Origin of the sequence: Pseudomonas sp. Leaf129, from assembly GCF_001423465.1 — a bacterium.
Lineage (GTDB): Bacteria > Pseudomonadota > Gammaproteobacteria > Pseudomonadales > Pseudomonadaceae > Aquipseudomonas > Aquipseudomonas coleopterorum.
Map to the genome: position 1 here is coordinate 322,625 of NZ_LMOC01000010.1, position 23,125 is coordinate 345,749.

Below are 23,125 nucleotides of genomic sequence, written 5' to 3' on the forward strand. Positions count from 1 at the left end.
GGGGGACCTGACGGGCCTCTTCGCGGGCAGAGAGCTCGCCGCCCGCCCCGCTCCCACAGAAGTGTGGAGTCACTTGGAGATTTTGTGGGAGCGGGCTCTGCCCGCGAAGAGGCCCTAAAGCCAACCCTCAACCTCCCAGACAGCCAATCACCTTGTGCCTGGGGTTGTAACAGGTTATGTCTAGCCTTTACCGACCTCAATGAGAACTAAAACATGACAACAGTTCATTACACCGGTGAGGAGCGCAAGAAGCGCATTTTCGCAATCGTCGGCGCGTCATCGGGCAATCTGGTGGAGTGGTTCGACTTCTATGTCTACGCCTTCTGCGCCATCTACTTCGCCCCCGCGTTCTTTCCCTCCGACGACCCCACCGTGCAATTGGTCAACACCGCCGGGGTCTTCGCGGCGGGCTTTCTGATGCGGCCCATCGGTGGCTGGCTGTTCGGCCGGGTGGCCGACAAGCATGGCCGCAAGAATTCGATGATGATCTCGGTGCTGATGATGTGCGCCGGCTCGCTGGTGATCGCCTGCCTGCCCACCTACGCCACCATCGGCGTCTGGGCGCCGATCATCCTGCTGCTGGCCCGTCTGTTCCAGGGCCTTTCGGTGGGCGGTGAATACGGCACCACGGCCACCTACATGTCGGAAGTGGCCTTGCGTGGGCAGCGTGGCTTCTTTGCATCGTTCCAGTACGTCACCCTGATCGGTGGGCAACTGCTGGCGGTGTTGACCGTGGTCATCCTTCAGCAGTTTCTCGATGAGCAGGAATTGCGCGCGTGGGGCTGGCGTATTCCGTTCTTCGTCGGTGCGGTGGCCGCGATCATTTCGCTGTTGTTGCGCCGTACCCTGGAGGAAACCAGTACCGCCGAAACCCGCAACGACAAGGACGCCGGCAGCATTGCCGGGCTGTTCAAGAACCACAGCGCGGCGTTCATCACCGTGCTGGGCTACACCGCGGGTGGCTCGCTGATTTTCTACACCTTCACCACGTACATGCAGAAATACCTGGTCAATACCGCGGGCCTGCACGCCAAGACCGCCAGCCTGATCATGACTGGCGCGCTGTTCCTGTACATGTGCATGCAGCCGCTGTTCGGCATGCTCGCCGACCGGATCGGCCGACGCACCTCCATGCTCTGGTTCGCCGGTCTGGGTACCTTATGCACCTTGCCGATCCTCATGGTATTGAAGACCGTCACCAGCCCGTTCCTGGCCTTCGTGCTGATCACGCTGGCCTTGGCCATCGTCAGCTTCTATACCTCGATCAGCGGTCTGGTCAAAGCCGAGATGTTCCCGCCGCAAGTGCGCGCGCTGGGCGTTGGCCTGGCCTACGCCGTGGCCAACGCCGTGTTCGGCGGGTCGGCGGAGTTCGTCGCGCTGAACCTGAAGAACATGGGCAACGAAAACGCGTTCTACTGGTACGTGACGGTGATGATGGCGATCGCGTTCCTGTTCAGCCTGCGCTTGCCCAAGCAACCCAAGTACCTGCATACCGACCATTAAGCCCACAGGCGCGCCTTGTGTGGCGCGCCGTTACAGGGGAGTTCCATGAGCCAACCGCCGAACAATCAGTTGTTCGATGTCTATTTCACTGCGCCCGCCATGCGCCAGATCTTCTGCGACCATGGCCGGGTGCAGGGCATGCTCGATTTCGAAGCCGCGCTGGCTCGGGCCCAGGCCCGCGTCGGCGTGATACCCGGCTCGGCCGTCGCCCCCATCGAGGCGGCCTGCAAGGCCGAGCAGTACGACTTTCAGGCCCTGGCGCAGGCCATTGCCAGTGCTGGCAATTCGGCCATTCCGCTGGTCAAGATGCTCAGCAAGGTCATCGCCGCTTCCGACCCGGATGCCGAGCGCTATGTGCATCTGGGCGCGACCAGTCAGGACGTGATGGACACCGGGCTGGTCCTGCAACTGCTGGCGGCGGTCGACCTGATCGAAGCCGACCTGCAACGTCTGAGCGAGGCGCTGAGCCAGCAGGCCCGTCGCCATGCCGCCACGGTCATGCCCGGACGCACCTGGCTGCAACACGCCACGCCCGTCACCCTGGGCATGAAGATCGCCGGCTGGCTCGGCGCCCTGACCCGCAGTCGGCAACGCCTGCGTGAGCTCAGGCCACGGCTGGCCTGCCTGCAGTTCGGCGGTGCCTCGGGCTCCCTGGCCGCGCTCGGCGAACAGGCGATGCCGGTGGCCCGGGCCTTGGCCGAGGAACTGCACCTGAACCTGCCCGACCAGCCCTGGCATACCCAGCGCGACCGGCTGGTGGAACTGGCCTCGGTACTTGGCCTGGTGGCCGGCAGCCTGGGCAAGCTGGGCCGGGACATCAGCCTGTTGATGCAGACCGAAGCGGCGGAAGTGTTCGAGCCGTCCGCGCCGGGCAAGGGCGGTTCGTCGACCATGCCGCACAAGCGCAATCCGGTCGGTGCGGCAGTGCTCATCGGCGCTGCCACCCGAGTGCCGGGGCTTGTGGCGACGCTGTTCAGCGCCATGCCTCAGGAGCATGAACGCAGCCTGGGGCTGTGGCACGCCGAATGGGAAACCCTGCCGGAGATCTGCTGCCTGGTCTCCGGCGCGTTGCAGCAGGCCCTGGCCATTGCCGATGGCATGCAGGTGGACGCTGAGCGCATGCGGGCGAACCTGGACCTGACCCAGGGCCTGGTGCTGGCAGAAGCCGTCAGCATCGTGTTGGCGCAGCGGATCGGTCGCGACCGCGCGCACCATGTGCTGGAACAGTGCTGCAAGCAGGCCGTCGCTCAAGGCCGCCACCTGCGTGCGGTACTCGGCGACGAGCCGCAGGTCACCGAGCAATTGAGTGCCGATGAACTGGACCGTCTGCTGGACCCTTCGCACTACCTGGGCCAGGCCCAGGTCTGGGTTGAACGGGCAGTAGCCGAACACGATCTTTTGAATGCGTGAGGAGATGAGCGTGGCACAGGTACAACTCGCCGACGGCGAACTCGATTACAGCCTGGAAGGCCCCAAGGACAAGCCCGTCCTGGTGCTGTCCAACTCGCTGGGCACCGACCGACACATGTGGGACGGCCAGATGGCCGCCTTCACCGAACATTTCCGGGTGCTGCGCTACGACACCCGTGGTCATGGCCAGTCCCTGGTCACCCCTGGGACGTACACCATTGAGCAGTTGGGCGGCGACGTCCTGGCGTTGCTCGATGCCCTGAACTTGGACAAGGTGCATTTCTGTGGCCTGTCCATGGGCGGTCTGATCGGCCAATGGCTGGGCATCAATGCCGGCGAGCGCCTGCACAAGCTGGTGATCTGCAACACGGCGGCGAAGATCGGCACCCAGGACGTCTGGAATCCACGTATCGAAATGGTTCTCGGCCAAGGCGAGGCTGCCATGCAGGCGTTGCGTGACGCGTCCATCGCACGCTGGTTCACTCCGGCGTTCGCCGAGGCCCATCCGCTGGAGGCCACACGCATCACCGACATGCTCGCCGCCACCTCCCCACAGGGCTACGCCGCCAACTGCGCTGCGGTGCGCGATGCCGATTTTCGCGAACAGCTGGTTGCCATCCAGGTGCCACTACTGGTGATCGCAGGCACCGAGGACGCTGTCACCACACCGGCGGATGCGCAGTTGATCGTCGAGCAGGTGACGGGTGCGCAGTACGCCGAATTTGCCGCCGCGCATCTCTCCAACGTCGAAATCGGTGCGCCGTTCAGCGACCGGGTCGTCGAATTTCTATTGCGCTGAAGGAGCCCGTTCGTGGACGAGAAAGAACGCTACAACGAAGGAATGAAGGTCCGGCGTGCCGTGTTGGGCGAGGCCCATGTGGAGCGCAGCCTGAACAACCTGACCGAGTTCAACAGCGAGTTCCAGGAGATGATCACCCGCCACGCGTGGGGCGATATCTGGACCCGCCCGGGCCTGCCGCGGCACACGCGCAGCCTCATCACCATCGCCATGCTGATCGGCATGAACCGCAGCGAAGAACTCAAGCTGCACCTGCGCGCGGCCGCCAGCAACGGCGTCACCCGTGAGGAGATCAAGGAAGTCCTGATGCAGAGTGCGATCTACTGCGGCATTCCGGCGGCCAATGCAACGTTTCACCTGGCCGAATCGGTCTGGGATGAGCTGGGCGTCGAATCACGCCAGTGATAGGGGAAGGAGGGCGGTAGCGCGCTGAACGCGCCACCGCCCCGGCGATTACAGAATGCTCAACGGGTAGCTGACGATCACGCGGTTTTCGTCGAACTCGCTGGTGCTGTAGTCGCGACGCATGGTCGAGTTGCGCCAGCGCATGTTCAGGCTCTTGAAGGTGCCCGACTGCACGGTGTAGGCCAGCTCGGTTTCGCGCCCCCATTCCTTGCCGTCGGTGACGGTGGCGGTGTGCACGTTGTCGCCGCTGATGTAGCGGTTCATCAGGGTCAGGCCTGGAACGCCCACGCCGGCAAAGTTGAAGTCGTGGCGCAACTGCCAGGATTTTTCCTTGGCATTCTCGTAGCTGGAGTTATAGCTGTCGTTAGCCAAGGTACCGCCACTGGTGCCGTTGACGCGCATCCAGCCATTGTCGCCGGTGACTTTCTGCAGGCCGACATAGAAGGTGTTGCTGCCATACTTGGCGGACAGCAGCGCCGACCAGGTCTTGTTGTCCAGATCGCCGGCCCGTGCGCTGCCGTCTTCTTTGCCGTGGAAGAAGCCCAGGTTGGCGCCCAAGGTCCAGTCGCCAATCGGCTGGCTGTGCAGGATCTGCAGGTACTGCTGCTGGTAGATGTCCTTGAGCTCGGCGTTCCACAGGCCGACCAGGGTGTTCTTGTTGTTGAAGGTGTACTCGCCACCGACGAAGTTGAAACGGTCGGAGGTGATGCCGGCGCGACCCTGCAGGAACATGTCCTCCATGCTGGCATCGTTACGCGGGCTGTTCTTGCGGAACTGGCCACCGTACAGGGTCAGGCCATCGATTTCCTGAGAGGTGATCTGTCCGCCCTGGAAGGTCTGCGGCAGCGAGCGGCCGTCGTCCGAACGCAGGATGGGCAGTACCGGCATCCACTCGCCGACCTTGAGCACGGTCTTGGAGATCTTGGCCTTGGCGGCCACACCCAGACGGCCGAAATCGTCGGCCGGGTTGTTGCCGTCATGCACAGGCAGCAACTGCGTGCCATAGGTACCACGGCCACCATCGAGCTTGACCGAGTACATGCCCAGCACGTCCACACCGAAGCCGACCAGGCCCTGGGTGTAGCCGGACTTGGCGTCGAGGATGAAGCTTTGGGTCCACTCCTCGGACTTGCTCTGCGGGAAGGCCGGGTTGGTGTGGTTGCGATTGAAGTAGAAGTTGCGCAGGTTCAGACCCACCTTGGCGTCTTCCAGAAAGCCGGACTCGGCTGCGAAGGAAGGCAGGGCGGCCGTGGCAACGGTCAACGCGATCAGATTGGGCAACAGACGGGGTGAACGATGGAAGTGCTGGCGCATGGGGTAAACCTATTGTTATTGATTTTATGATTGACGCACGCTGGAACGGGCTTTTCTGACATTTTGTTACGTGTTGCGCGGATGGTGCTTCGGGGTGAAGCACGATTCAACCGACCGCACAGGAATGCGTGCGATAACCGAACACTAACTAACTAGTTAATAACAAGTCAGTTATCTGGTCATCGGACCACTATTGCTCATGATTGAACTTTCAGCCAGTCCCGAGTGACATTTTCTTCAGCCGCCTCGCGCCGTCTGACTCCTGGCAGCGTGTTACAGGCGTAAAAAAAACCACCGCAAGCGGTGGTTTTTTCATGCCATCAGCAGTCAGCTCTTGGGCGCCTGCGCTGGCTGGGCCAACTGAGCCTGGCCAGTGCGCTCGTACCAGCCGCCTCCCAGCGCCTTGTACAGATTGACCTCGCTGGTCAGCTGCGACAGCCGGTCGGTGATCAGCGATTGCTGGGCACTGAACAGAGAGCGCTGGGCATCGAGGAAGGTCAGGTTGCTATCGATACCGATACGGTAGCGACGCTCGGCCAGGCGGTAGTAATCCTGGTTGGCCTGCACCGAATCACGCTGGGCCTGCAACTGCTCGTTGTAGGTCTTGCGTGCAGCCAAGCCGTCGGACACTTCCTGGAACGCCGTCTGAATGACCTTCTCGTAATTGGCCACGTTGATGTCTTTCTGGATCTTCGAGTAGTCCAGGCTGGCACGCAGCGCACCGGCGTTGAAGATCGGCAGGCTGATGCTCGGCGAGAACAGCCAGCTGCCGGAACCAGCGTCGAACAGGCCGGACAGCTGTCGGCTCGACGTACCGGCATTGGCCGTCAGGCTGATGCTGGGGAAGAACGCCGCGCGGGCCGCGCCGATGTTGGCGTTGGCGGCCAGCAGGGCGTGCTCGGCTTCGAGAATGTCCGGGCGTCGGGTCAGCAACTGCGACGGCATGCCGGCCGGCACTTCGCTGAGCAGGTCGGCGTCCAGCCCACGGGCTTCTGGCAGGTCGGTCGGAATGGCCGTGCCCAGCAGCAGGGTCAGGTTGTTGCGATCCTGAGCCACCTGGCGCTTGTAGCGCGCCAGGCTGACACGGGCGGTTTCCACCGCCGTGCGTGCCTGGCTCAGGTCCAGGGCCGAGGACACGCCTACTTCGGTGCTGCGGCTGGTCAGCTTGAGGCTCTGCTCGAAAGCGCCCAAGGTCTCCTGGGTCAACTTCAGCAGCGCCTGGTCGGCCTGCCAGGTCAGGTAGGCGTTGGCCACGTTGGCCACCAGGCTGATCTGTGTGGAGCGACGAGCTTCCTCGGTGGACAGGTAGGTCTGCAAGGCCTGTTCGCTGAGGCTGCGGATGCGCCCCCACAGGTCCAGCTCATAGGCACTCACGCCCAGCGTGACGGCGTACTGGCTGGAGATGCCCGACTCGCCAAGCTGTGACAGGTCGGCCGGTGTGCGCTGACGCGTACCGGTGCCGTCGGCATTGATGGCCGGGAACAGATCGGCACGCTGGATGCGGTATTGCGCCCGGTAGGCTTCGATGTTCAGCGCCGCGACCCGCAGGTCGCGGTTGTTCTCAAGCGATACCTGCACCAGGCGCTCGAGCGCCGGGTCGGTGAAGAACTGCCGCCAGCCTTGTTCCGCCGCCGCCACTTCGGCCGCATCGGCGGGCGCGTAGGCCTCGCCCTGCGGGAACTGCTCGGCCACCGGCAGGGCAGGCTGCTTGTACTCGGGGATCATCGAGCAGCCGCCGAGCACGAAGGCGGCGACAGCGATGGATATCAGTGACTTGCTCATTGGCCAGCCTCATCGTGTGTAATGGCTTTGTCGTTGTCCTTCTCGTGTTCCTTGTCGTACTTGCTCTTGAACAGCGACGACACGGCCACGTAGAACATCGGCACCCAGAAAATTGCCAGGATGGTGGCGGTGATCATACCGCCGATCACACCGGTACCGATCGCATGTTGGCTACCCGAGCCTGCGCCGCTGGAAATCGCCAGCGGTACAACGCCGAGAATGAACGCCAGCGACGTCATGATGATCGGTCGCAGACGCATGCGGCACGCTTCGGCCGCCGCTTCCACCAGGCTCTTGCCCTGTTCGTGCAGTTCCTTGGCGAACTCGACGATCAGAATGGCGTTCTTGGCCGCCAGGCCCACCGTGACCAGCAAGCCTACCTGGAAGAACACGTCGTTGGACAAGCCGCGCAGACTGGTCGCGATCAATGCACCGATCACACCCAGCGGCACCACCAGAAGCACTGCGATCGGGATCGACCAGCTCTCGTACAGCGCCGCCAGACACAGGAACACGAACAGCAGCGAGATCGCATAGAGCGCTGGGGCCTGGGAGCCGGACAGACGTTCTTCGTACGACAGGCCAGTGAACGAGTAGCCGATGCCGTCAGGCAGTTTCTTGGCCAGTGCCTCGACCTCGGCCATGGCATCACCGGAGCTGTAGCCCGGCGCCGGTGTACCGAGAATCTCCATTGCAGCCACACCGTTGTAGCGCGACAGCTTGGGTGAGCCGTAGATCCATTCGCCAGTGGCGATGGCCGACAACGGCACCATGGTCCCCGAATCGTTGCGCACGTACCACTTGTTCAGATCTTCAGGCGTCATGCGCGCGGCCGCTTCGCCTTGCACATAGACCTTCTTCACCCGACCGCGGTCGATGAAGTCGTTGACGTAGCTGCCGCCCAAGGCGATGGACAGGGTCTGGTTGATGGTCGACAAGGTAATGCCCAGGGCACTGGCCTTCTCGTCATCCACGGTGAGCTGGTATTGCGGCTCATCGTTCAGGCCGTTGGGACGTACGCCTGCCAGGATCTTGCTCTGGGCCGCCATGCCGAGGAACTGGTTGCGCGCCTCCAGCAGTTTTTCGTGGCCGACACCGCCCTGGTCCTGCAGGTAGAAGTCAAAGCCCGACGCGTTACCCAGTTCGAGTACCGAAGGAGGCACCACGGCGAACACCATGGCATCGCGGAAGCTGGCGAAGTGTTTCTGCGCACGCTCGGCGATCTTGAACACCGTCGTTTCGGCGCCGCGCTCATCCCAGGGTTTGAGCATCACGAACGCCAGGCCCGAACTCTGGCCACGGCCAGCGAAGTTGAAGCCGTTGACGCTGAACACGGATTTGACGCCTGCGCCTTCGCCGTTTTCTTCGTCCAGCAGGAAGGTCCGCATGTCGTCGATGACCTTCTGCGTCCGCTCGGCAGAAGAACCTGCCGGCGTCTGCACCTGGGCGAAAATCACACCCTGGTCTTCTTCAGGCAGGAACGCCGAAGGAATGCGGGTGAACAGGAAGACCATGCCGGCGAAGATGACCAGATAGACGATGAACGCTGGCAGCTTGTGGGTGACCATGCGTTTGACGCCGTTCTCGTACTTCACCACGCTGCGGTCGAAGGTCCGGTTGAACCAGCCGAAGAAACCACGCTTGGGCTGGCCGTGCTTTTCCGGATCGATCGGCTTGAGCATAGTGGCGCACAGCGCCGGGGTGAAGATCAGCGCAACCAGTACCGACAGGCCCATGGCCGAGACGATGGTGATGGAGAACTGCTTGTAGATCACACCCGTGGAGCCGCCGAAGAAGGCCATCGGCAGCAGTACCGCCGAGAGCACCATGGCGATACCGACCAGAGCCCCCTGGATCTGGTCCATGGACTTCTTGGTCGCCTCCTTGGGCGAGAGATGCTCTTCTTCCATCACCCGTTCGACGTTCTCCACCACCACGATCGCATCGTCCACCAATAGCCCGATCGCCAGGATCATGCCGAACATGGTCAAGGTGTTGATGGTGAAACCGAACGCAGCGAGGATGCCGAAGGTGCCGAGCAGTACCACCGGAACCGTCATCGTGGTGATGATGGTCGCGCGCAGGTTCTGCAGGAACAGGTACATCACCAGGAACACCAGCACGATCGCTTCAATCAGCGTATGCACGACGCCGGAAATCGATTCGGTCACGGTCGGGGTGGTGTCGTAGGGGTAGACCACCTTCATGCCAGGCGGAAAGAACGGTTCCAGACTGGCCACGGTGGCGCGGATCGCCTTGGCGGTGTCCAGCGCGTTGGCGCCGGAGGCCAGCTTGATCGCCATACCCGAGGCCGGCTTGCCGTTGAACTGCGCATCGATGCTGTAGCTCTGGCCACCCAGACCAATACGCGCGACGTCCTTGAGCCGGACCTGCGCGCCATCTTTATCGACTTTGAGGAAGATATTGCCGAACTGCTCGGCGGTCTGCAGGCGGGTCTTGCCGATGATGGTGGCGTTGAGCTGGGTGCCGGGCAAGGCCGGCAGGCCGCCGAGCTGACCTGTGGCGATCTGCACGTTCTGCGCGCTGATCGCGGCGCTGACCTCGACCGGCGTCAGTTGGTATTTGTTGAGTTTGGCCGGATCCAGCCAGATGCGCATGGCGTACTGTGAACCGAACACCTGAAAGTCGCCAACGCCCGAGGTCCGCGAAATCGGATCCTGGATGTTGGAGACGATGTAGTTGGACAAGTCTTCACGGGTGAGAGAGCCATCCTCGGCCACCAGGCCGATCACCAGCAGGAAGTTCTTCACCGACTTGGTCACGCGCAAACCCTGCTGCTGCACTTCCTGCGGCAACAGTGGGGTGGCCAGGTTGAGCTTGTTCTGCACCTGAACCTGGGCGATGTCCGGGTTGGTGCCCTGGTTGAAGGTCACGCTGATGGTCATGCTGCCGTCGGAGTTGCTCTCCGAGGAAACGTAACGCAGGTTGTCGATACCGTTGAGCTGCTGCTCGATGATCTGGACCACGGTGTCCTGCACGGTCTGTGCGGAAGCACCAGGGTAGGTGACCTGGATATCGATGGCGGTCGGCGCGATGGCCGGGTATTGGTTGATGGGCAACTTGAGAATTGCCAGCCCGCCCACGAGCATGATCACCAGGGCGAGTACCCAGGCGAAAATGGGGCGGTCAATAAAGAATCTGGACATCGATTACTTACCTTCGCCTGTGGCGGTGGAATCGGACTGGCCGGGCGTCAGGTTGCCCGCTTCCTTCACGGTCACGTCGGCACCTGGCTTGACGTACTGCAGGCCCTCGGTGATGACGCGATCGCCGGCGTTCAGGCCTTTCTCGATCACCCAGAACGCGCCGTCGGTGCGATTGGCTACCAGCTCGCGCTGCTCGACCTTGTTGTCCTTGTTCACGATCAAGGCGGTCGGGGTGCCCTTGAGGTCACGGGTCACGCCTTGCTGCGGTGCCAGGATCGCCTCGCTGCGCACACCGGCCTGCAGCTTGGCGTGAACGAACATGCCTGGCAGCAGCACGTGCTCGGGGTTGGGGAACACGGCGCGCAGGGTCACCGAACCGGTGGCCTGGTCGACCGACACTTCGGAGAACTCCAGCTTGCCGGTCTGGCTGTATTCGCTGCCGTCTTCCAGGGTCAGTTTCACCGACGCGGCGTTATCGCCGGCCTTCTGCAACTTGCCGCTGTCCAGGTCGCGACGCAACCGCAGCATCTCGGCGGACGACTGGGTCACGTCGACATAGATCGGGTCCAACTGCTGGATAGTGGCCATGGCGTTGGTCTGGCCGTTGGTCACCAGTGCACCTTCGGTCACGTCGGAACGACCGATGCGGCCCGAGATCGGCGCCAGCACCTTGGTGTAGCGCAAGTCGATTTGCGCGCTCTTGACCGAGGCTTCGGCTTGCAGCTGCTGCGAGCGGGCGTTGTCGTATTCCTGACGGCTGACGGCTTGCTCGTCGATCAGCTGTTTGTAGCGTCCAGCCAGCGACTTGGCCGATTCCAGGGTCGCCTGGGAGCTGCCCAGCGTGGCCTCGTACACCGACGGGTCGATCTGATAGAGCTGCTGCCCGGCCTTGACCTCGGTACCTTCCTTGAACAGACGCTTGAGGATGATCCCGTTGACCTGCGGCCGCACTTCGGCCACGCGGTACGCAGTGGTCCGACCCGGCAGTTCGCTGGTCAGGGTGTAAGGTTGGGTTTTCAGGGTAACCACGCCGACCTGAGGAGCCTGCTGAGCCTGCTGCGGGGCTGCTTCTTCCTTTTTGTCACAGCCGCTGAGCAGAGTGGCCAGGGCGACGGCGGATACCAGAGCGGTAACAACTGGCTTGAATTGCATGAAGATCCTCGGGTCGTGAGCGCGTGGGAGGGCTCAAGAATAGTGGAAGGGTAAAAAAATGTTACGACTGGATTAATAGCTTACTAACGAATATACTTACATTCGTGGTTGTTTGTAAACAACTTGATGGCCTGATGCCCGCGACCAGGCGGCGCACCATCGACATTCGGGACAAGCCCCCCATAAAAGGGACTCCCGGCCTGAGCACGCGCCGCGTACCGCATGGCCCGTGCATTGAAGATTGAGGTTCTACTGCCATGGTTCGCCGCACCAAAGAGGAAGCCCAGGAAACCCGAAGCCAGATTCTCGAGGCCGCCGAGCAGGCCTTCTACGAGCGCGGTGTGGCCCGTACGACCTTGGCCGACATCGCGACCCTGGCCGGGGTGACGCGCGGCGCCATCTATTGGCACTTCAGCAACAAGGCCGATCTGGTTCAGGCCATGCTCGACAGCCTGCAGGAACCGCTCGAAGAGTTGGCCCAGGCCAGCGAAAGCGAGGATGAGCCAGACCCGCTGGGTTGCATGCGCAAGCTGCTGATCCGCCTGTTCCAGCAGATCGCCGTGGACCCCAAGACCCGCCGTCTCAACGAAATTCTGCATCATAAGTGCGAGTTCACCGATGAAATGTGTGACATGCGTCGCCAGCGTCAGACGGTCAGTATCGACTGTAATGTGCGCATCGATCGCTCGCTGAGAAATGCCGTGAACCGCGAGCAGCTGCCGCGTGATCTGGACACCGTCAGGGCCGCCATCGCCTTGCACGCCTATATAGACGGTATGATCGGCCAATGGTTGCTCGTCCCCGACAGCTTCGATCTTTTTCAGGAAGCGGAGCGTTGGGTCGATCTGATACTGCAAACGCTGAGCCTGACACCTGCATTGCGCAAATAAAGTTCTGAATCAAGTTGTAACAACGCCCTGGCTCGCGCCATCATCGACCGTAACCTGTGCAGTTGTTGCCTGCATGCAGTTGGCAAGTCCCGGTCGGTACCCTTTCATCATCCTGTTGCGAGCGTGTGAATGAGCGTGCAAAACCCGTTGCTTACTGGGACCAACCAGCCGCTGCGCGGTATCGCGCTGATCTGTCTGGCGACGTTGCTGTTCGCCAGTCACGACGCCTTGTCCAAGTACCTCTCCGGGTTTTTCCCCATCGTCGTGGTGGTGTGGGCGCGCTATGTGGTGCACACCCTGTTGATGCTGGCCATCTTCGTGCCGCAGACCGGTTTGTCCACGGTCATCCGCACCAAGCGACCCGGATTGCAGCTGCTGCGCGCGCTGTGCCTGATCGCCACCAGCCTGTTCTTCACCACCAGCCTGCGTTACATACCGTTGGCCGAGGCCACCGCGGTGAACTTCCTGGCGCCCTTGCTGGTGACGGCGCTGTCGGTGCCGCTGCTCAAGGAGGTCGTGACGCGCGCTCAGTGGGCGGCGGTGATCACGGGCTTCATCGGTGTACTTATCGTCATCCGGCCCGGCGGTGCCTTGTTCACGCCGGCGATCATCCTGCCGCTGATTTCCGCGTTCTTCTTCGGTCTGTACCAGTTGCTCACGCGCAAGCTCAGCGGCATCGACAGCCCGACCACCAGCAACTTTCTTGCCGGTATCTTCAACACCCTGATCATGAGCGCGGTGCTGCCGTTCTTCTGGCAGGCACCGGGCTGGATCGATGCCTTGTTCATGGTAGGCCTGGGCACCTGCGGCATGCTCGGGCATCTGTTGCTGACTCAAGCCTTTCGCCATGCGGCGCCGGCGCTGCTGGCGCCGTTCAGCTACGGGCAGATCCTGTTTGCCGGCATGTATGGTTACCTGATCTTCGACCATACCCCGGATATCTTCGGGGTGGTGGGCATCAGCGTCATCTGCCTCAGCGGCCTGGCCGTGGCCTGGGCCCAACGCAAGAAGCGACCGGCTGTTTGAGCGGGCCCCTTCGCGGGTAGAACCCCCTCCCACAGGTCAAGCAGCTTCGCTCCACCCCTTGTGGGAGCGGGTTCTACCCGCGAAGAGGCCAGACCTGCCCCCCACACAAGCTACTTCTCCCCATGCCCACGGCCCCTCAGTTCCAGATTGGGCAGCGCCAATGCCACGGCCAGTCCCAGCAGCGAAATACCGGCACTGGCCCACAGCAGGTGTTGAAAGGTCTGCCCCAGTTCCAGCCGCAAGGCGTCCCGTGCCGGGCCCGCCGCCGCATTGAGCCCGGTCAGCAGCACATTGCCGCCCATCGCCTCGAGGCCGTGACCGCCCAGGGCACCGTCCGCCAACTGCACGCCGTGCAACATGGCCAGGAGCAGTGCCGACAGACAAGCCACCCCAACCGCGCCTCCCAGCGAGCGAAACAACGCCAGGGTGCTGGTCGCCACACCAATGTCCCTGGCCTGCACCGAGTTCTGCGCGCCCACCAGCGAGGTGGGAAACTGCAGGCCGCAGGCGAAGCCGGTCAACAACATGAAGCCCACGCTGAGCAGCAGATTGTCCGGCGGGCTGAACGACATGCCCACAATGCCCAACGGGGCAAGCAGCGCCCCGGTCAGGATGATCGGTTTGTAACGCCCGGTCTGTGAAGTCCGACGCCCGCCCAGGAACGCGCCAATCGGCAGGCCCAGCGCCAGCGGTAGCAGGTACAGCGCCGCTGCATCGGCCCCGGCCCCGGTGACGGTCTGGAAACGCAGAGGCATCATCACGCTCAGGCCAATGGCCTGGAAGCTGGTGAAGAACACCGAGCACCAGCACAGCACCGCCGCTGGAATGGCGAACAGGTGCAGCGGCAGCAGAGGCTCCCGAAAGCGTCGCTCATGCCAGACGAAACCCAGCAGTGCCACCACGGCCACCACCAGCAGGCCCCACACCTGCGTGTCGCCCAGCCCATGGCCCTGGCCGATGCGGGTGATGCTCATCAGAAGGGTGCTCAAACCGATGATCATCAGCACCGTGCCCAGGTAGTCGATGATCGGCGTGCGCTGCGGAATCGGCAGCCCCGCCAATTTGCGGTTGGCGTACCAACAGGCGAATGCGCCCAGCGGCAGGTTGATCAAAAACACCCAGCGCCACGACAGGTACTGGGTCATGTAGCCGCCCAGCACCGGCCCCAGCACACTGGCTGCGGCGTACATGCTGCTGAAATACCCCTGGTAGCGACCGCGCTCGCGGGGCGGCACCACGTCACCGATGATTGCCTGGCTGACCGATACCATGCCGCCAGCACCCACCCCTTGCAGCAGGCGCGCCAGCACCAGCTGCTCCATGCTCTGCGCCATGCCACAGAACAGCGACGCGACGGTGAACAATCCGGTGCCGATGAGGATCATCCGCCGACGGCCATACAGGTCGCCCAGCTTGCCGTAGATCGGCGTGGCCACGGTCATGGCCACCATGTACCCGGAAATCACCCAGGCCAGACGGTCGACGTCGTTGAACTGCGCAGAGATGGCCGGCATCGAGACCGCAACGATGGTCTGATCCAGGGCGCCGAGAAAAATGGCCAGCATCAAGGCCACCAGAATGCTCTTGATGGCCGGCGGGGAATGGCTGAGATCGGTCACAGGTGGGCCTGTAGAGAAACGCCGAGGCCAGATGGCCGCGGGCCGTGGCTTAGAGTGTACTGGATAGCTAGCTATCGGTTCTATCGGTGACCCGGTGTTTTTTCCAGGTCTGCCTGCGCGGCCCTACAGACTGATCCGCAGCCGTGCCAGATCGCGCACCGGCGGCGCGCCGAAATGGCGGCTGTATTCGCGGCTGAACTGGGAAGGGCTTTCGTAACCCACTCGATACCCGGCCGCCGAGGCGTCGAGGTCTTCGCTGAGCATCAGCCGGCGCGCCTCCTGCAAGCGAAGCTGTTTCTGATATTGCAGCGGGCTCATGGAGGTTACCGCCTTGAAGCGGTGGTGCAGGGTGGACACGCTCAAGTTGACTTCCCGGGCCAGGTCTTCGATGCGCAGGCTGCGATGGAAATGCCGGTTGATCCAGGCGATGGCTTGACTCACGCGATGGGTCTGACTGTGCGCCACCGCGATTTCGTACAGTCGATGACCTTGTTGCCCGCCTAACAGACGGTAGAGGATTTCCCGCCTCACCAGAGGTGCCAGCACGGCAATGTCTTTCGGTGTTTCCAGCAGTCGAACCAGACGCAGCACGGCATCCAGAAAGGCCGTGTCCATTCGCTCCACGTACAGGCCGCGCTGGGTCGAGCGCGTGGGCACACCCAGCGGTCCGGCGTCGGCGATCACTGCGTTGATTTCCTCAGGGTCGATGTCCAGCCGCAGCGACAGGCTGGGATCGTGCGGGGTGGCATCGAGGATCCGTCCCGACATCGGCATGGCCACCGACACCACCAGAAAATTCAAGGGATCGTAGACATAGCGCTCATCGCCAAGACGCACTTCCTTGCTGCCATTGGCAAAGATGCACACCGCCGGTTGGACCAGGGCCGGGAACGACTGTACACACTCTTCATAACGCACCAGGTGCAGGCCGCTGATCGCGGTGCCATGGTTGCCCGGCGTCGGGGCGCCACGGGCGATGCGCTCGGCCAGTTCGCGACGACTGTGTTCCAGGGCAGGGTCCAGCGGTAACAAAGCAGGGGCGCAGAGGTTCATGCAGGCTCCAGGATCTGTACATCACATCAGGCGAGGATAATCCGCGCTTAATGCCAGAGGTAGACGATAGCTGCCGGATGTTTGCCCAATCCTGCCAACTTGCGTCAGGGCCTTGTACACACCGAGGCGGGCAGTGTCAGCGGGCAAGCCTGAAAATGCCCAAAATAAGCCATTCCGGTTGAACGAAGCTGCAACCCGGCAGGATCGGGCAAGACCTTGACAGGAAACGGCTAACCCCTGCGGTCCGGGGTTGCGTAACGTTGTCGCTGCAGCCTTGTTCACCGCAGAACGTTCAATCAGGGAGAGTCGCGCATGAGCTCATTTTCTACCATCAGCCTTTCTACCGTCAGTCACTGCGCCTTGGTCACGGCTCGACAGGGTGATTCCGAACAGGTCGGACTGGCTTTGTCGGCATTGGTTGAGCCCGCGCTTGCCATGCCTGGCTGTCTGCACTTTGCGGTCCAGCGCAGTCACGGCGACGAGCGACTGTGGCAGGTGGCTGGCGTTTGGCGTGATCAGGCCGCGATGACCGCCTGGCTCAACTCGCCGGGCATGCAGGTGTTCTCCGATCTGGTCCACGGCCTGCTGGTGACCAGCCTCGACCTGCACACCTTCGGTGACGCGGCGCTCGAACATGCCAGTGCGGCCTGAGCCGCGTACAATCGCGGCTTTTCCATCGGCCCGAGGTACGTCATGGCACGCAAGGTATTCGAACATCACGAAGCGGTTTCGGCAGTAGTGCCGGAGGCAGGCAGTTACCGCGCGGCCATTGCCATCAAGGCGCTGCAGGGCGGTGGCGCCCCGCGTTTCCACAAGGTGCTCGATGGTCAGTCGTTCGCCACCGCCCACGAGGCCGATGGCGCTGCCGCCGAGGTCTTGCCGACACTGACCCGTGTCGACGAAGACGGCGAACCGGTGTTTGCGCCTATTTGACCTGTGGCCGGTGCATCTGGAACAGCGCCTGCGGACCGATCTCGAAGTAATCGGCCGGGCCGCCGCCACGCAGGATCGGGCCGGCCGCTGCGGTGTCGTAGATGCCGTCCTTGAGCAGTGACTTGGCGATGTGCACCGCCACCACCTCACCCAGAATCAACCAGGTGGGCACCTCTTGCTGATCGGCGCCCTTGAGTTGAATGATCTGGGTGACCTTGCATTCGAATGACACCGGCGCTTCGAGCACCCGCGGCACGCTGACGATCTTCGAAGGCGCGTGCTGCAAACCGCTGAGTTCGAACTCGTCTACTTCGGGTCCCACTGCCGCGCAGCTCTGGTTCATCTGCTCGGCCAGGGCGCGAGTCGACAGATTCCAGACGAACTCGCCGGTCTGCTCGATGTTGTTGAGGCTGTCCTTGCGTCCCACACTGGCGAAGCCAATGATCGGCGGCGTGTAGTTGAAGGCGTTGAAGAAGCTGTAGGGCGCCAGGTTCAGACGACCTTCGCGGTCATGGGAAGAGATCCAGCCGATTGGCCGCGGGCCGACGATGGCGTTGAACGGGTCGTGGGGCAAACCATGGCCCTTGGCGGGTTCGTAGTAGTAGGTGTCATCCGACATCGGGGGCAGTCCTCAGCGTTCAAGTGCCCCCAGTGTGCGTTGCCGTGGGTATCAGTGCAATGAACGGTCGACAGATGCGCAATGTGTATCGTGTAACCCCAGCAGCAGGTCAGTTGTGCATAAGCGCAAGGGTAGCAGCGGCTGCGAAGACGAAGGTGGCGGTTGCAGCGCCCATCGCGAACGAAAGTATGGCCGGACGAGTGGAGCCGGACCCTGACTCCGCTTGGCGCATTTCTTCGGTGAAGGCTGCAACCTCATTGTGAAGCTGTTCGAACTGTCGGCGTTGAATGCAGGCATTCTTGAGGGACGTAGACATGTCTGATTATCCTGTCGGGCGGACTTCGTCTGCTATGCAAACTCTGTATCAAATGTGCCCCCGCTAGCCTTGAAAAACAAGCTGTGTCGGCATGGAGTGCACTCTGGCAAATACCTCACCGTTCCTGTAGCAGCGGCGCGAGCCGCGTCGGCGGTAGATGCAGAAGTGCAGATGCACCACGGTGATTCCGGACGCGGCTCGCACCGCTGCTACAGGGAAGTGCGGTGTCAGTTGCAGCAAATCTCTGGCGGCCGCGATGAATGAGCTTCAAGTGGCGAAAAAACGGATTAGCAAGCTAATGGTTGCGACAATCGCCGTGACCAGCGCAGCACCCACCGCAAAGGGATACCATTCTGATTCTCGCCTGAACTTCAAAGCTTCAGCATTCAACTTGCGGCTTTCGGCCATGAATTTTCGTATCTCGACATTCAGCTTTTCCAGCTCCAACGTCTCACGTCGGTGATCAGACATTCTGATGCTTCCTTTCGAAATGGAATCGCGCTCCGTGCGCTGGTGATAAATGCTCATGCCTTGACCGGTGATGACACTGCCCGGCTTTCGCCGGGCATGCCTGGCTTCAGTCCGTTTCGATCCGCGAGTGCTTCTGGGTGTCCTTCATGAACACGTACACCAGCAGCGAGCAGGCGATGCAAGCGGTCACGTACCAGTAGTAACCGGTTTCCATGCCGATCTGCTTGAACCACAGCGCGATGAGTTCGGCGGTGCCGCCGAAGACCGACACGGTCAGCGCGTAGGGCAGGCCGACGCCCAGGGCGCGGATTTCGGTGGGGAACAGCTCAGCTTTAACCACCGCGTTGATGGAGGTGTATCCACTGACGATGATCAGCGCCGCCATGATCAGGAAGAACGCGCCCCACCAGGTTTCAATGGTGTGCAGGGTGGTCAGGATGGGGACGGTACACAGGGTGCCCAGTACGCCGAAGGCGATCAGGATCGGGCGGCGTCCGACCTTGTCGGAAAGGGCGCCGATGACCGGTTGCAGGCACATGAACAGGAACAGCGTGGCGGCCGAGATGGCCGTCGAGTCGGCCTTGCTGAAGCCTACCGTGTTGACCAGGTACTTCTGCATGTAGGTGGTGTAGGTGTAGAACGCCAGCGTACCGCCCATGGTCAGGCCGACTACGGTCAGCAGTTCCTTGGGGTGGCGCAACAGGGTGCGCATCGTGCTTTCCTTGGAGACCTTTTTCTGGGTGAAGGATTCGGTCTCTTCCATACCGCGACGCAGCCACAAAGCAACCACGGCGCACAGCGCACCGATCACGAAGGGTACGCGCCAGCCCCAGCTCAGCAATTGTTCTTCGGTGAGCGTCTGTTGCAGCACGATCAGCACCGCCAGGGCGATCAACTGACCGGAGATCAGGGTGACGTACTGGAAGCTGGAGAAGAAACCACGCCGCTCGCGGGTGGCCATCTCGCTCAGGTAGGTGGCGGAGGTGCCGTACTCACCGCCCACCGAGAGGCCCTGCATCAGCCGCGCCAGCACCAGCAGCACCGGTGCCCAGATGCCGATGGTTTCGTAGCCCGGTGTCAGGGCGATCACCAGCGAGCCGAAGCACATCAGCAGGACCGAGGCCATCAGCGCCGCCTTGCGGCCTTTGCGGTCGGCATACAGGCCCATCAGCCAGCCGCCGATGGGGCGCATCAGAAACCCGACGGCGAAGATCGCGGCAGTGTTGAGCAGTTGGGCGTTGAGACTGTCCTTGGGGAAGAACACTTGGGCGAAGTACAGGGAGAATGCGGCGTAGACGTACCAGTCATACCATTCGACCATGTTGCCGACCGAACCGCTGAAGATCGATTTGACCCGGCTGGCGGTGGTGCGAGGCGGGGCGGATGCAGCAGTTGCCCCGGCGGGCAGGGTGTTTGAGTTATCCATGATGGAACCTTCTCGTTATTGTTGGCAGCACGTTGAGTCGCGCTTGCCAAGGCAATAGCAGAAGCCGTGCCAGCCTGCGAAGCCCAGGTTTTGCAGGGGCTTATGCATTAAGTAGGCGGATTCTTGCTGATACGAGAAGGGTGATAAGCGGATTTTTGCCTATTCGCGAAAGTCTTCGCGCGCCAGTCCGTGACGCTGCATCTTTTCGTTCAAGGTCCGCCGGGGCACTTGCAGGGCGTGCATCACCGCTTTGATGTCACCCCGATGTCGGGCCAGTGCCGCACGCAGGCATTGCGCTTCGAACGCTTCCTGCTGCGCCGCCAACGACAGCCCGCCGCCGGGTGTTTCCAGGGCCGGCGCGGCCAGCCCCAGCACGTGGCGTTCGGCGGCGTTGGCCAGCTCGCGGACATTGCCGGGCCAATCGTGACTGAGCAACTGACTCAGTTGCGTCGAGTTCACCACCGGTACCGGGCGTCCCAGGCGCTTTGCGGTGGCCGCCGTGAAATGATCGAACAGGCACACGATGTCTTCACGCCGCTCGCGCAGCGGTGGCAGGCGCAGTTCGGCGACATTCAGCCGATAAGCCAGGTCTTCGCGAAACAGCCCGGCCCGGGCCTGCTCCAGCAGATCGGGCTTGCTGGCCGCGACCAGGCGCAGGTCCACCGCGATGCTCTGGTTGGAGCCCAGGCGTTCGAGCTTCTGCTCCTGCAGCACGCGCAGCAGCTTGGCTTGCTGGGCCATGGGCAGGCTTTCGATCTCGTCGAGAAACAACGTTCCGCCGTGAGCGTATTCCAGCTTGCCGATGCGTTTGCCTTGCGCACCGGTGAAGGCGCCGCTTTCATGGCCAAACAGTTCGGCCTCGAACAACGCCTCGGGAATGGCAGCGCAATTGAGCGCCACGAACGGCTTGCCGGCGCGCGGGCCGAAATCGTGCAGGCAGCGTGCGACCAGCTCCTTGCCACTGCCGGTCTCGCCGCGAATCACTACGTTGACCGGCAGTGAGGCCAGGTCCAGCACCTGGCGGCGCAGTTGGGAGATGGCGGGCGCCGCGCCGAGCAGGGTCGCCTGCAATTGCTCGCTGAAGTCGACGCGGTTGTGCAGACGGCGGTTTTCCAGGACCAGTCGACGCTTGTCCTGAGCCCGCCGCAAGCTGCTCAGCAAGCTTTCCGGGCTGAAAGGTTTTTCGAGAAAGTCGTAGGCACCATCGCGCATGGCCTGGACCGCCATCGGTACGTCACCGTGGCCGGTCAAGAGAATCACCGGCAACTCGGGATCGCGTGCCTGGAGTTGCGCCAGCAGACCAAGCCCGCCCATGCCCGGCATGCGCACATCGCTGAGGATCACGCCGGGGAAATCCTCTGGCAGTTGCGCCAGGCACTCCTCGGCCTGGCTGAAACGCTGCACCGAAAAGCCACTGAGGCCCAACCATTGTTCGACGGCGTCACGAATGCTCGCTTCGTCGTCGATGACCATCACTTGATTGCTCATGCAGGTTCCTTGTCGAGGGGCAGGGCGAGGGTGAAGCGGGCGCCACGCTCCAGGTTTTCCGCGCTCAGCTGACCACCGTGTTCATGGGCGATCGCCAGCGAGACCGCCAGCCCCAGGCCAAGCCCTTCGCCGATCGGCTTGGTGGTGAAAAACGGATCGAACAAATGCTCGATGTGTTCACTGGCAATGCCGCTGCCACTGTCGGCGATGCCCAGATGCCAGTGTTCGCCGTGAATCTGCAGGGTGATGTGCAGGTCCTTGGCCGGCTCGCTGCTCATGGCGTCCAGCGCATTGCGCAACAGGTTGATCATCACCTGCTCCAGGCGAATGGCGTCGCCGCGCACCCAGGCAGGCCGGCTGACCTGCAGATGCAGGCGGACCCCGGCTGCCTGCAGAGGCGTCTCCAGCAACTGCAGGGCCTGATCGAGCACCCGCGCCAGGTCGAGTCGTTCGCGTACGCCTGCCGGGCTCTTGCGGGCGAAGGTTTTCAAGTGTGTGGTCAGCGCCGCCATGCGTGTCAGCATCTGTTCCAGTGGCGCCAGGGCCTGGCGCGCCGCATCGATGCGATCCTGATCGAGCAACAGCCGCAGGCTCGCCAGTTGCATGCGCTGCGCCGTCAGCGGTTGGCTGATCTCGTGGGCCAGCGCTGCCGACATCTGGCCCAGGGCGGCCAGCTTCGCCGCCTGAACCAGACCTTCCTGGGCGTCGCGCAATTCGCGGGTACGTGCCCGTACCAGCGACTCCAGCTGCTCGCGGCTGCGCTGGCGCAGGGCGGCCAGACGACGGCGCTGGTTCAGCCACAAGCCACCGAAGACCAGGCTCAGCCACACGCCCACCGCCGCCAGCGCGGCATTGCGGCTGTCCTCGTTGCCCGCGACGGGTGGTTTGAGCAGGTGCAAGGTCCAGCCTTCACTGGCCATCGGCAACGATGCCCAGAGATAGTCGGCCGTGCCCTGTGGGCCGTTGACCCGTACTCGCCTGGCCGCGGCGTCGAGCGTGTCCAGCACCTGGTAATCCAGTGGCTGCACGGCTTGGTCGTGATACTGGCGAGTGCGCTGCAACTCAGCGCGGTCGGCATCGCTCAAGGCGTGCAGCGTGCGATAGCGCCAGCCCGGCCGATTGGCGATGAACACCACGCCCCGCGCATCGCTGACCAGCAGCGTGTCAGGCCCCTGCGCCCATTCCTGTTCCAGCTCGGGCAGTTCCAGCTTGACCACCATGGCGCCGAGAAAACCGTCCCGGCTGTCCTTGATGGCGCTGGACAGGAAATAGCCGGGGATACCGCTGGTCACGCCCACGGCATAGAAACGCCCGCTGCCCTGGCTGACCGACTGGCTGAAATAAGGCCGGAACGCGTAGTTGTGACCCACATAGCTGGTGGGCAGGCGCCAGTTGCTGGCGGCCACCGCCAGACCGGTGTGGTCGAGCAGTTCCAGGGTCGAGGAACGAGCCGCGGCGTTGATGCGTTCCAGTTTGCGGTTGAGTACGTCCTGGGTGGTCGCATCGATCGGTGCCTGCAACGCCTGCTGCAATTGCGGATCCAGCGCCAGTACGGCAGGCAGGGTGCGGTAGCGCTCGATCAGCGTGTGCAGGCTGTTGGCGTACAGTGCCAGCTGGCCATCGCTGCGCGACGCCTCTTCGTTCTGGGCCAGTCGCTGGGCATGGCGGCTGGCCCAGACGGCGGACAGCACCGCGCCGGCCACGATGGCCAGCACAATGGCGCTCAGGCGCAGGGCACGGGAGTCGATCACG

The 23,125-nt window shown here is 62.6% G+C and carries 20 protein-coding genes; 8 read left to right on the top strand and 12 right to left on the bottom strand.

Annotation, left to right across the window (positions count from 1 at the left end; all coding sequences use genetic code 11):
- Positions 1-213: 213 nt before the first annotated feature.
- From ASF66_RS20150 to pcaC, 4 genes are read left to right on the top strand one after another with little or no spacing between them, the layout of a single operon-like run.
- Positions 214-1,503 carry an MFS family transporter gene (locus tag ASF66_RS20150; RefSeq protein WP_056845094.1) on the top strand — a complete coding sequence of 430 codons (1,290 nt, stop codon included), beginning with the start codon at positions 214-216 and terminating at the stop codon, positions 1,501-1,503.
- Between the two features lie 45 nt (positions 1,504-1,548).
- On the top strand, positions 1,549-2,913 hold the full coding sequence (locus ASF66_RS20155) for a 3-carboxy-cis,cis-muconate cycloisomerase (RefSeq protein WP_056845095.1): 1,365 nt from the start codon (positions 1,549-1,551) through the stop codon (positions 2,911-2,913).
- Positions 2,914-2,923: 10 nt separating this feature from the next.
- Positions 2,924-3,712 carry a 3-oxoadipate enol-lactonase gene (gene pcaD, locus ASF66_RS20160; RefSeq protein WP_056845165.1) on the top strand — a complete coding sequence of 263 codons (789 nt, stop codon included), beginning with the start codon at positions 2,924-2,926 and terminating at the stop codon, positions 3,710-3,712.
- 12 nt (positions 3,713-3,724) lie between these two features.
- Positions 3,725-4,117: a 4-carboxymuconolactone decarboxylase gene (gene pcaC / locus ASF66_RS20165; RefSeq protein WP_049860678.1), complete on the top strand. Its 393-nt coding sequence runs from the start codon at positions 3,725-3,727 to the stop codon at positions 4,115-4,117.
- Positions 4,118-4,165: 48 nt separating this feature from the next.
- Here the strand turns inward: pcaC and ASF66_RS20170 are convergent, their stop codons facing one another.
- The 4 genes from ASF66_RS20170 to ASF66_RS20185 all read right to left on the bottom strand — a co-directional run bounded on the left by ASF66_RS20170 (position 4,166) and on the right by ASF66_RS20185 (position 11,532).
- Entirely contained in the window at positions 4,166-5,431 is a 1,266-nt protein-coding gene (locus ASF66_RS20170; RefSeq protein ID WP_056845096.1) for an OprD family porin, read from the bottom strand.
- A 327-nt stretch (positions 5,432-5,758) separates the two neighbouring features.
- Positions 5,759-7,213: an AdeC/AdeK/OprM family multidrug efflux complex outer membrane factor gene (gene adeC, locus ASF66_RS20175; RefSeq protein WP_056845097.1), complete on the bottom strand. Its 1,455-nt coding sequence runs from the start codon at positions 7,211-7,213 to the stop codon at positions 5,759-5,761.
- On the bottom strand, positions 7,210-10,380 hold the full coding sequence (locus tag ASF66_RS20180) for an efflux RND transporter permease subunit (RefSeq protein WP_056845098.1): 3,171 nt from the start codon (positions 10,378-10,380) through the stop codon (positions 7,210-7,212). The genes adeC and ASF66_RS20180 overlap by 4 nt, the downstream gene beginning before the upstream one ends.
- A 3-nt stretch (positions 10,381-10,383) precedes the next feature.
- The gene (locus tag ASF66_RS20185; protein ID WP_056845099.1) at positions 10,384-11,532 is read right to left on the bottom strand and encodes an efflux RND transporter periplasmic adaptor subunit; all 1,149 of its coding nucleotides are present in this window, start codon (positions 11,530-11,532) and stop codon (positions 10,384-10,386) included.
- A 257-nt stretch (positions 11,533-11,789) separates the two neighbouring features.
- Between ASF66_RS20185 and ASF66_RS20190 the strand changes: the two genes are divergently transcribed.
- Positions 11,790-12,422, top strand: coding sequence for a TetR family transcriptional regulator (locus tag ASF66_RS20190; protein WP_056845100.1), 633 nt, complete (start codon positions 11,790-11,792; stop codon positions 12,420-12,422).
- Between the two features lie 129 nt (positions 12,423-12,551).
- Complete coding sequence (locus tag ASF66_RS20195) at positions 12,552-13,448, top strand: DMT family transporter (protein ID WP_056845101.1); 897 nt, start codon at positions 12,552-12,554, stop codon at positions 13,446-13,448.
- Between the two features lie 110 nt (positions 13,449-13,558).
- On the opposite strand, the gene ASF66_RS20200 is transcribed toward ASF66_RS20195, so the two are convergent.
- Both ASF66_RS20200 and ASF66_RS20205 read right to left on the bottom strand, forming a co-directional pair.
- Positions 13,559-15,013: an MDR family MFS transporter gene (locus tag ASF66_RS20200; protein ID WP_177331314.1), complete on the bottom strand. Its 1,455-nt coding sequence runs from the start codon at positions 15,011-15,013 to the stop codon at positions 13,559-13,561.
- 177 nt (positions 15,014-15,190) lie between these two features.
- The gene (locus ASF66_RS20205; protein WP_056845103.1) at positions 15,191-16,120 is read right to left on the bottom strand and encodes an AraC family transcriptional regulator; all 930 of its coding nucleotides are present in this window, start codon (positions 16,118-16,120) and stop codon (positions 15,191-15,193) included.
- A 312-nt stretch (positions 16,121-16,432) separates the two neighbouring features.
- Here ASF66_RS20205 and ASF66_RS20210 point away from each other — a divergent pair, with 312 nt between their 5' ends.
- On the top strand, positions 16,433-16,771 hold the full coding sequence (locus ASF66_RS20210) for an antibiotic biosynthesis monooxygenase family protein (protein ID WP_056845104.1): 339 nt from the start codon (positions 16,433-16,435) through the stop codon (positions 16,769-16,771).
- A gap of 42 nt (positions 16,772-16,813) precedes the next feature.
- On the top strand, positions 16,814-17,053 hold the full coding sequence (locus tag ASF66_RS20215) for a hypothetical protein (RefSeq protein ID WP_056845105.1): 240 nt from the start codon (positions 16,814-16,816) through the stop codon (positions 17,051-17,053).
- Here ASF66_RS20215 and ASF66_RS20220 read toward each other — a convergent pair.
- From ASF66_RS20220 to ASF66_RS20245, 6 genes are all read right to left on the bottom strand, one after another.
- Complete coding sequence (locus ASF66_RS20220) at positions 17,046-17,672, bottom strand: flavin reductase family protein (RefSeq protein WP_056845106.1); 627 nt, start codon at positions 17,670-17,672, stop codon at positions 17,046-17,048. The genes ASF66_RS20215 and ASF66_RS20220 overlap by 8 nt on opposite strands.
- 109 nt (positions 17,673-17,781) lie before the next feature.
- Positions 17,782-17,988, bottom strand: coding sequence for a hypothetical protein (locus tag ASF66_RS20225; protein WP_056845107.1), 207 nt, complete (start codon positions 17,986-17,988; stop codon positions 17,782-17,784).
- A 267-nt stretch (positions 17,989-18,255) separates the two neighbouring features.
- Positions 18,256-18,516 (bottom strand): hypothetical protein, encoded by a 261-nt coding sequence (locus tag ASF66_RS20230; RefSeq protein WP_442962792.1) that lies wholly within the window; start codon positions 18,514-18,516, stop codon positions 18,256-18,258.
- A 49-nt stretch (positions 18,517-18,565) separates the two neighbouring features.
- A complete protein-coding gene (locus tag ASF66_RS20235) occupies positions 18,566-19,885 on the bottom strand; it encodes an MFS transporter (RefSeq protein WP_056845109.1) in 1,320 nt (439 codons plus the stop codon).
- 159 nt (positions 19,886-20,044) lie between these two features.
- On the bottom strand, positions 20,045-21,373 hold the full coding sequence (locus ASF66_RS20240) for a sigma-54-dependent transcriptional regulator (RefSeq protein WP_056845110.1): 1,329 nt from the start codon (positions 21,371-21,373) through the stop codon (positions 20,045-20,047).
- The gene (locus ASF66_RS20245) at positions 21,370-23,124 is read right to left on the bottom strand and encodes a sensor histidine kinase (RefSeq protein WP_056845111.1); all 1,755 of its coding nucleotides are present in this window, start codon (positions 23,122-23,124) and stop codon (positions 21,370-21,372) included. Before ASF66_RS20245 ends, ASF66_RS20240 begins: the two co-directional genes overlap by 4 nt.
- Position 23,125: the final 1 nt, after the last annotated feature.

Excerpts from the sequence above, each read along its gene's own strand:
- ASF66_RS20150 (WP_056845094.1), top strand. The coding sequence starts at position 214 with ATGACAACAGTTCATTACACCGGTGAGGAGCGCAAGAAGCGCATTTTC.
- ASF66_RS20155 (WP_056845095.1), top strand. The coding sequence starts at position 1,549 with ATGAGCCAACCGCCGAACAATCAGTTGTTCGATGTCTATTTCACTGCG.
- ASF66_RS20170 (WP_056845096.1), bottom strand. The coding sequence starts at position 5,431 with ATGCGCCAGCACTTCCATCGTTCACCCCGTCTGTTGCCCAATCTGATC.
- adeC (WP_056845097.1), bottom strand. The coding sequence starts at position 7,213 with ATGAGCAAGTCACTGATATCCATCGCTGTCGCCGCCTTCGTGCTCGGC.
- ASF66_RS20180 (WP_056845098.1), bottom strand. The coding sequence starts at position 10,380 with ATGTCCAGATTCTTTATTGACCGCCCCATTTTCGCCTGGGTACTCGCC.
- ASF66_RS20185 (WP_056845099.1), bottom strand. The coding sequence starts at position 11,532 with ATGCAATTCAAGCCAGTTGTTACCGCTCTGGTATCCGCCGTCGCCCTG.
- ASF66_RS20190 (WP_056845100.1), top strand. The coding sequence starts at position 11,790 with ATGGTTCGCCGCACCAAAGAGGAAGCCCAGGAAACCCGAAGCCAGATT.
- ASF66_RS20195 (WP_056845101.1), top strand. The coding sequence starts at position 12,552 with ATGAGCGTGCAAAACCCGTTGCTTACTGGGACCAACCAGCCGCTGCGC.
- ASF66_RS20200 (WP_177331314.1), bottom strand. The coding sequence starts at position 15,013 with ATGCTGGCCATTTTTCTCGGCGCCCTGGATCAGACCATCGTTGCGGTC.
- ASF66_RS20205 (WP_056845103.1), bottom strand. The coding sequence starts at position 16,120 with ATGAACCTCTGCGCCCCTGCTTTGTTACCGCTGGACCCTGCCCTGGAA.
- ASF66_RS20210 (WP_056845104.1), top strand. The coding sequence starts at position 16,433 with ATGAGCTCATTTTCTACCATCAGCCTTTCTACCGTCAGTCACTGCGCC.
- ASF66_RS20215 (WP_056845105.1), top strand. The coding sequence starts at position 16,814 with ATGGCACGCAAGGTATTCGAACATCACGAAGCGGTTTCGGCAGTAGTG.
- ASF66_RS20220 (WP_056845106.1), bottom strand. The coding sequence starts at position 17,672 with ATGTCGGATGACACCTACTACTACGAACCCGCCAAGGGCCATGGTTTG.
- ASF66_RS20225 (WP_056845107.1), bottom strand. The coding sequence starts at position 17,988 with ATGTCTACGTCCCTCAAGAATGCCTGCATTCAACGCCGACAGTTCGAA.
- ASF66_RS20230 (WP_442962792.1), bottom strand. The coding sequence starts at position 18,516 with ATGAGCATTTATCACCAGCGCACGGAGCGCGATTCCATTTCGAAAGGA.
- ASF66_RS20235 (WP_056845109.1), bottom strand. The coding sequence starts at position 19,885 with ATGGATAACTCAAACACCCTGCCCGCCGGGGCAACTGCTGCATCCGCC.
- ASF66_RS20240 (WP_056845110.1), bottom strand. The coding sequence starts at position 21,373 with ATGAGCAATCAAGTGATGGTCATCGACGACGAAGCGAGCATTCGTGAC.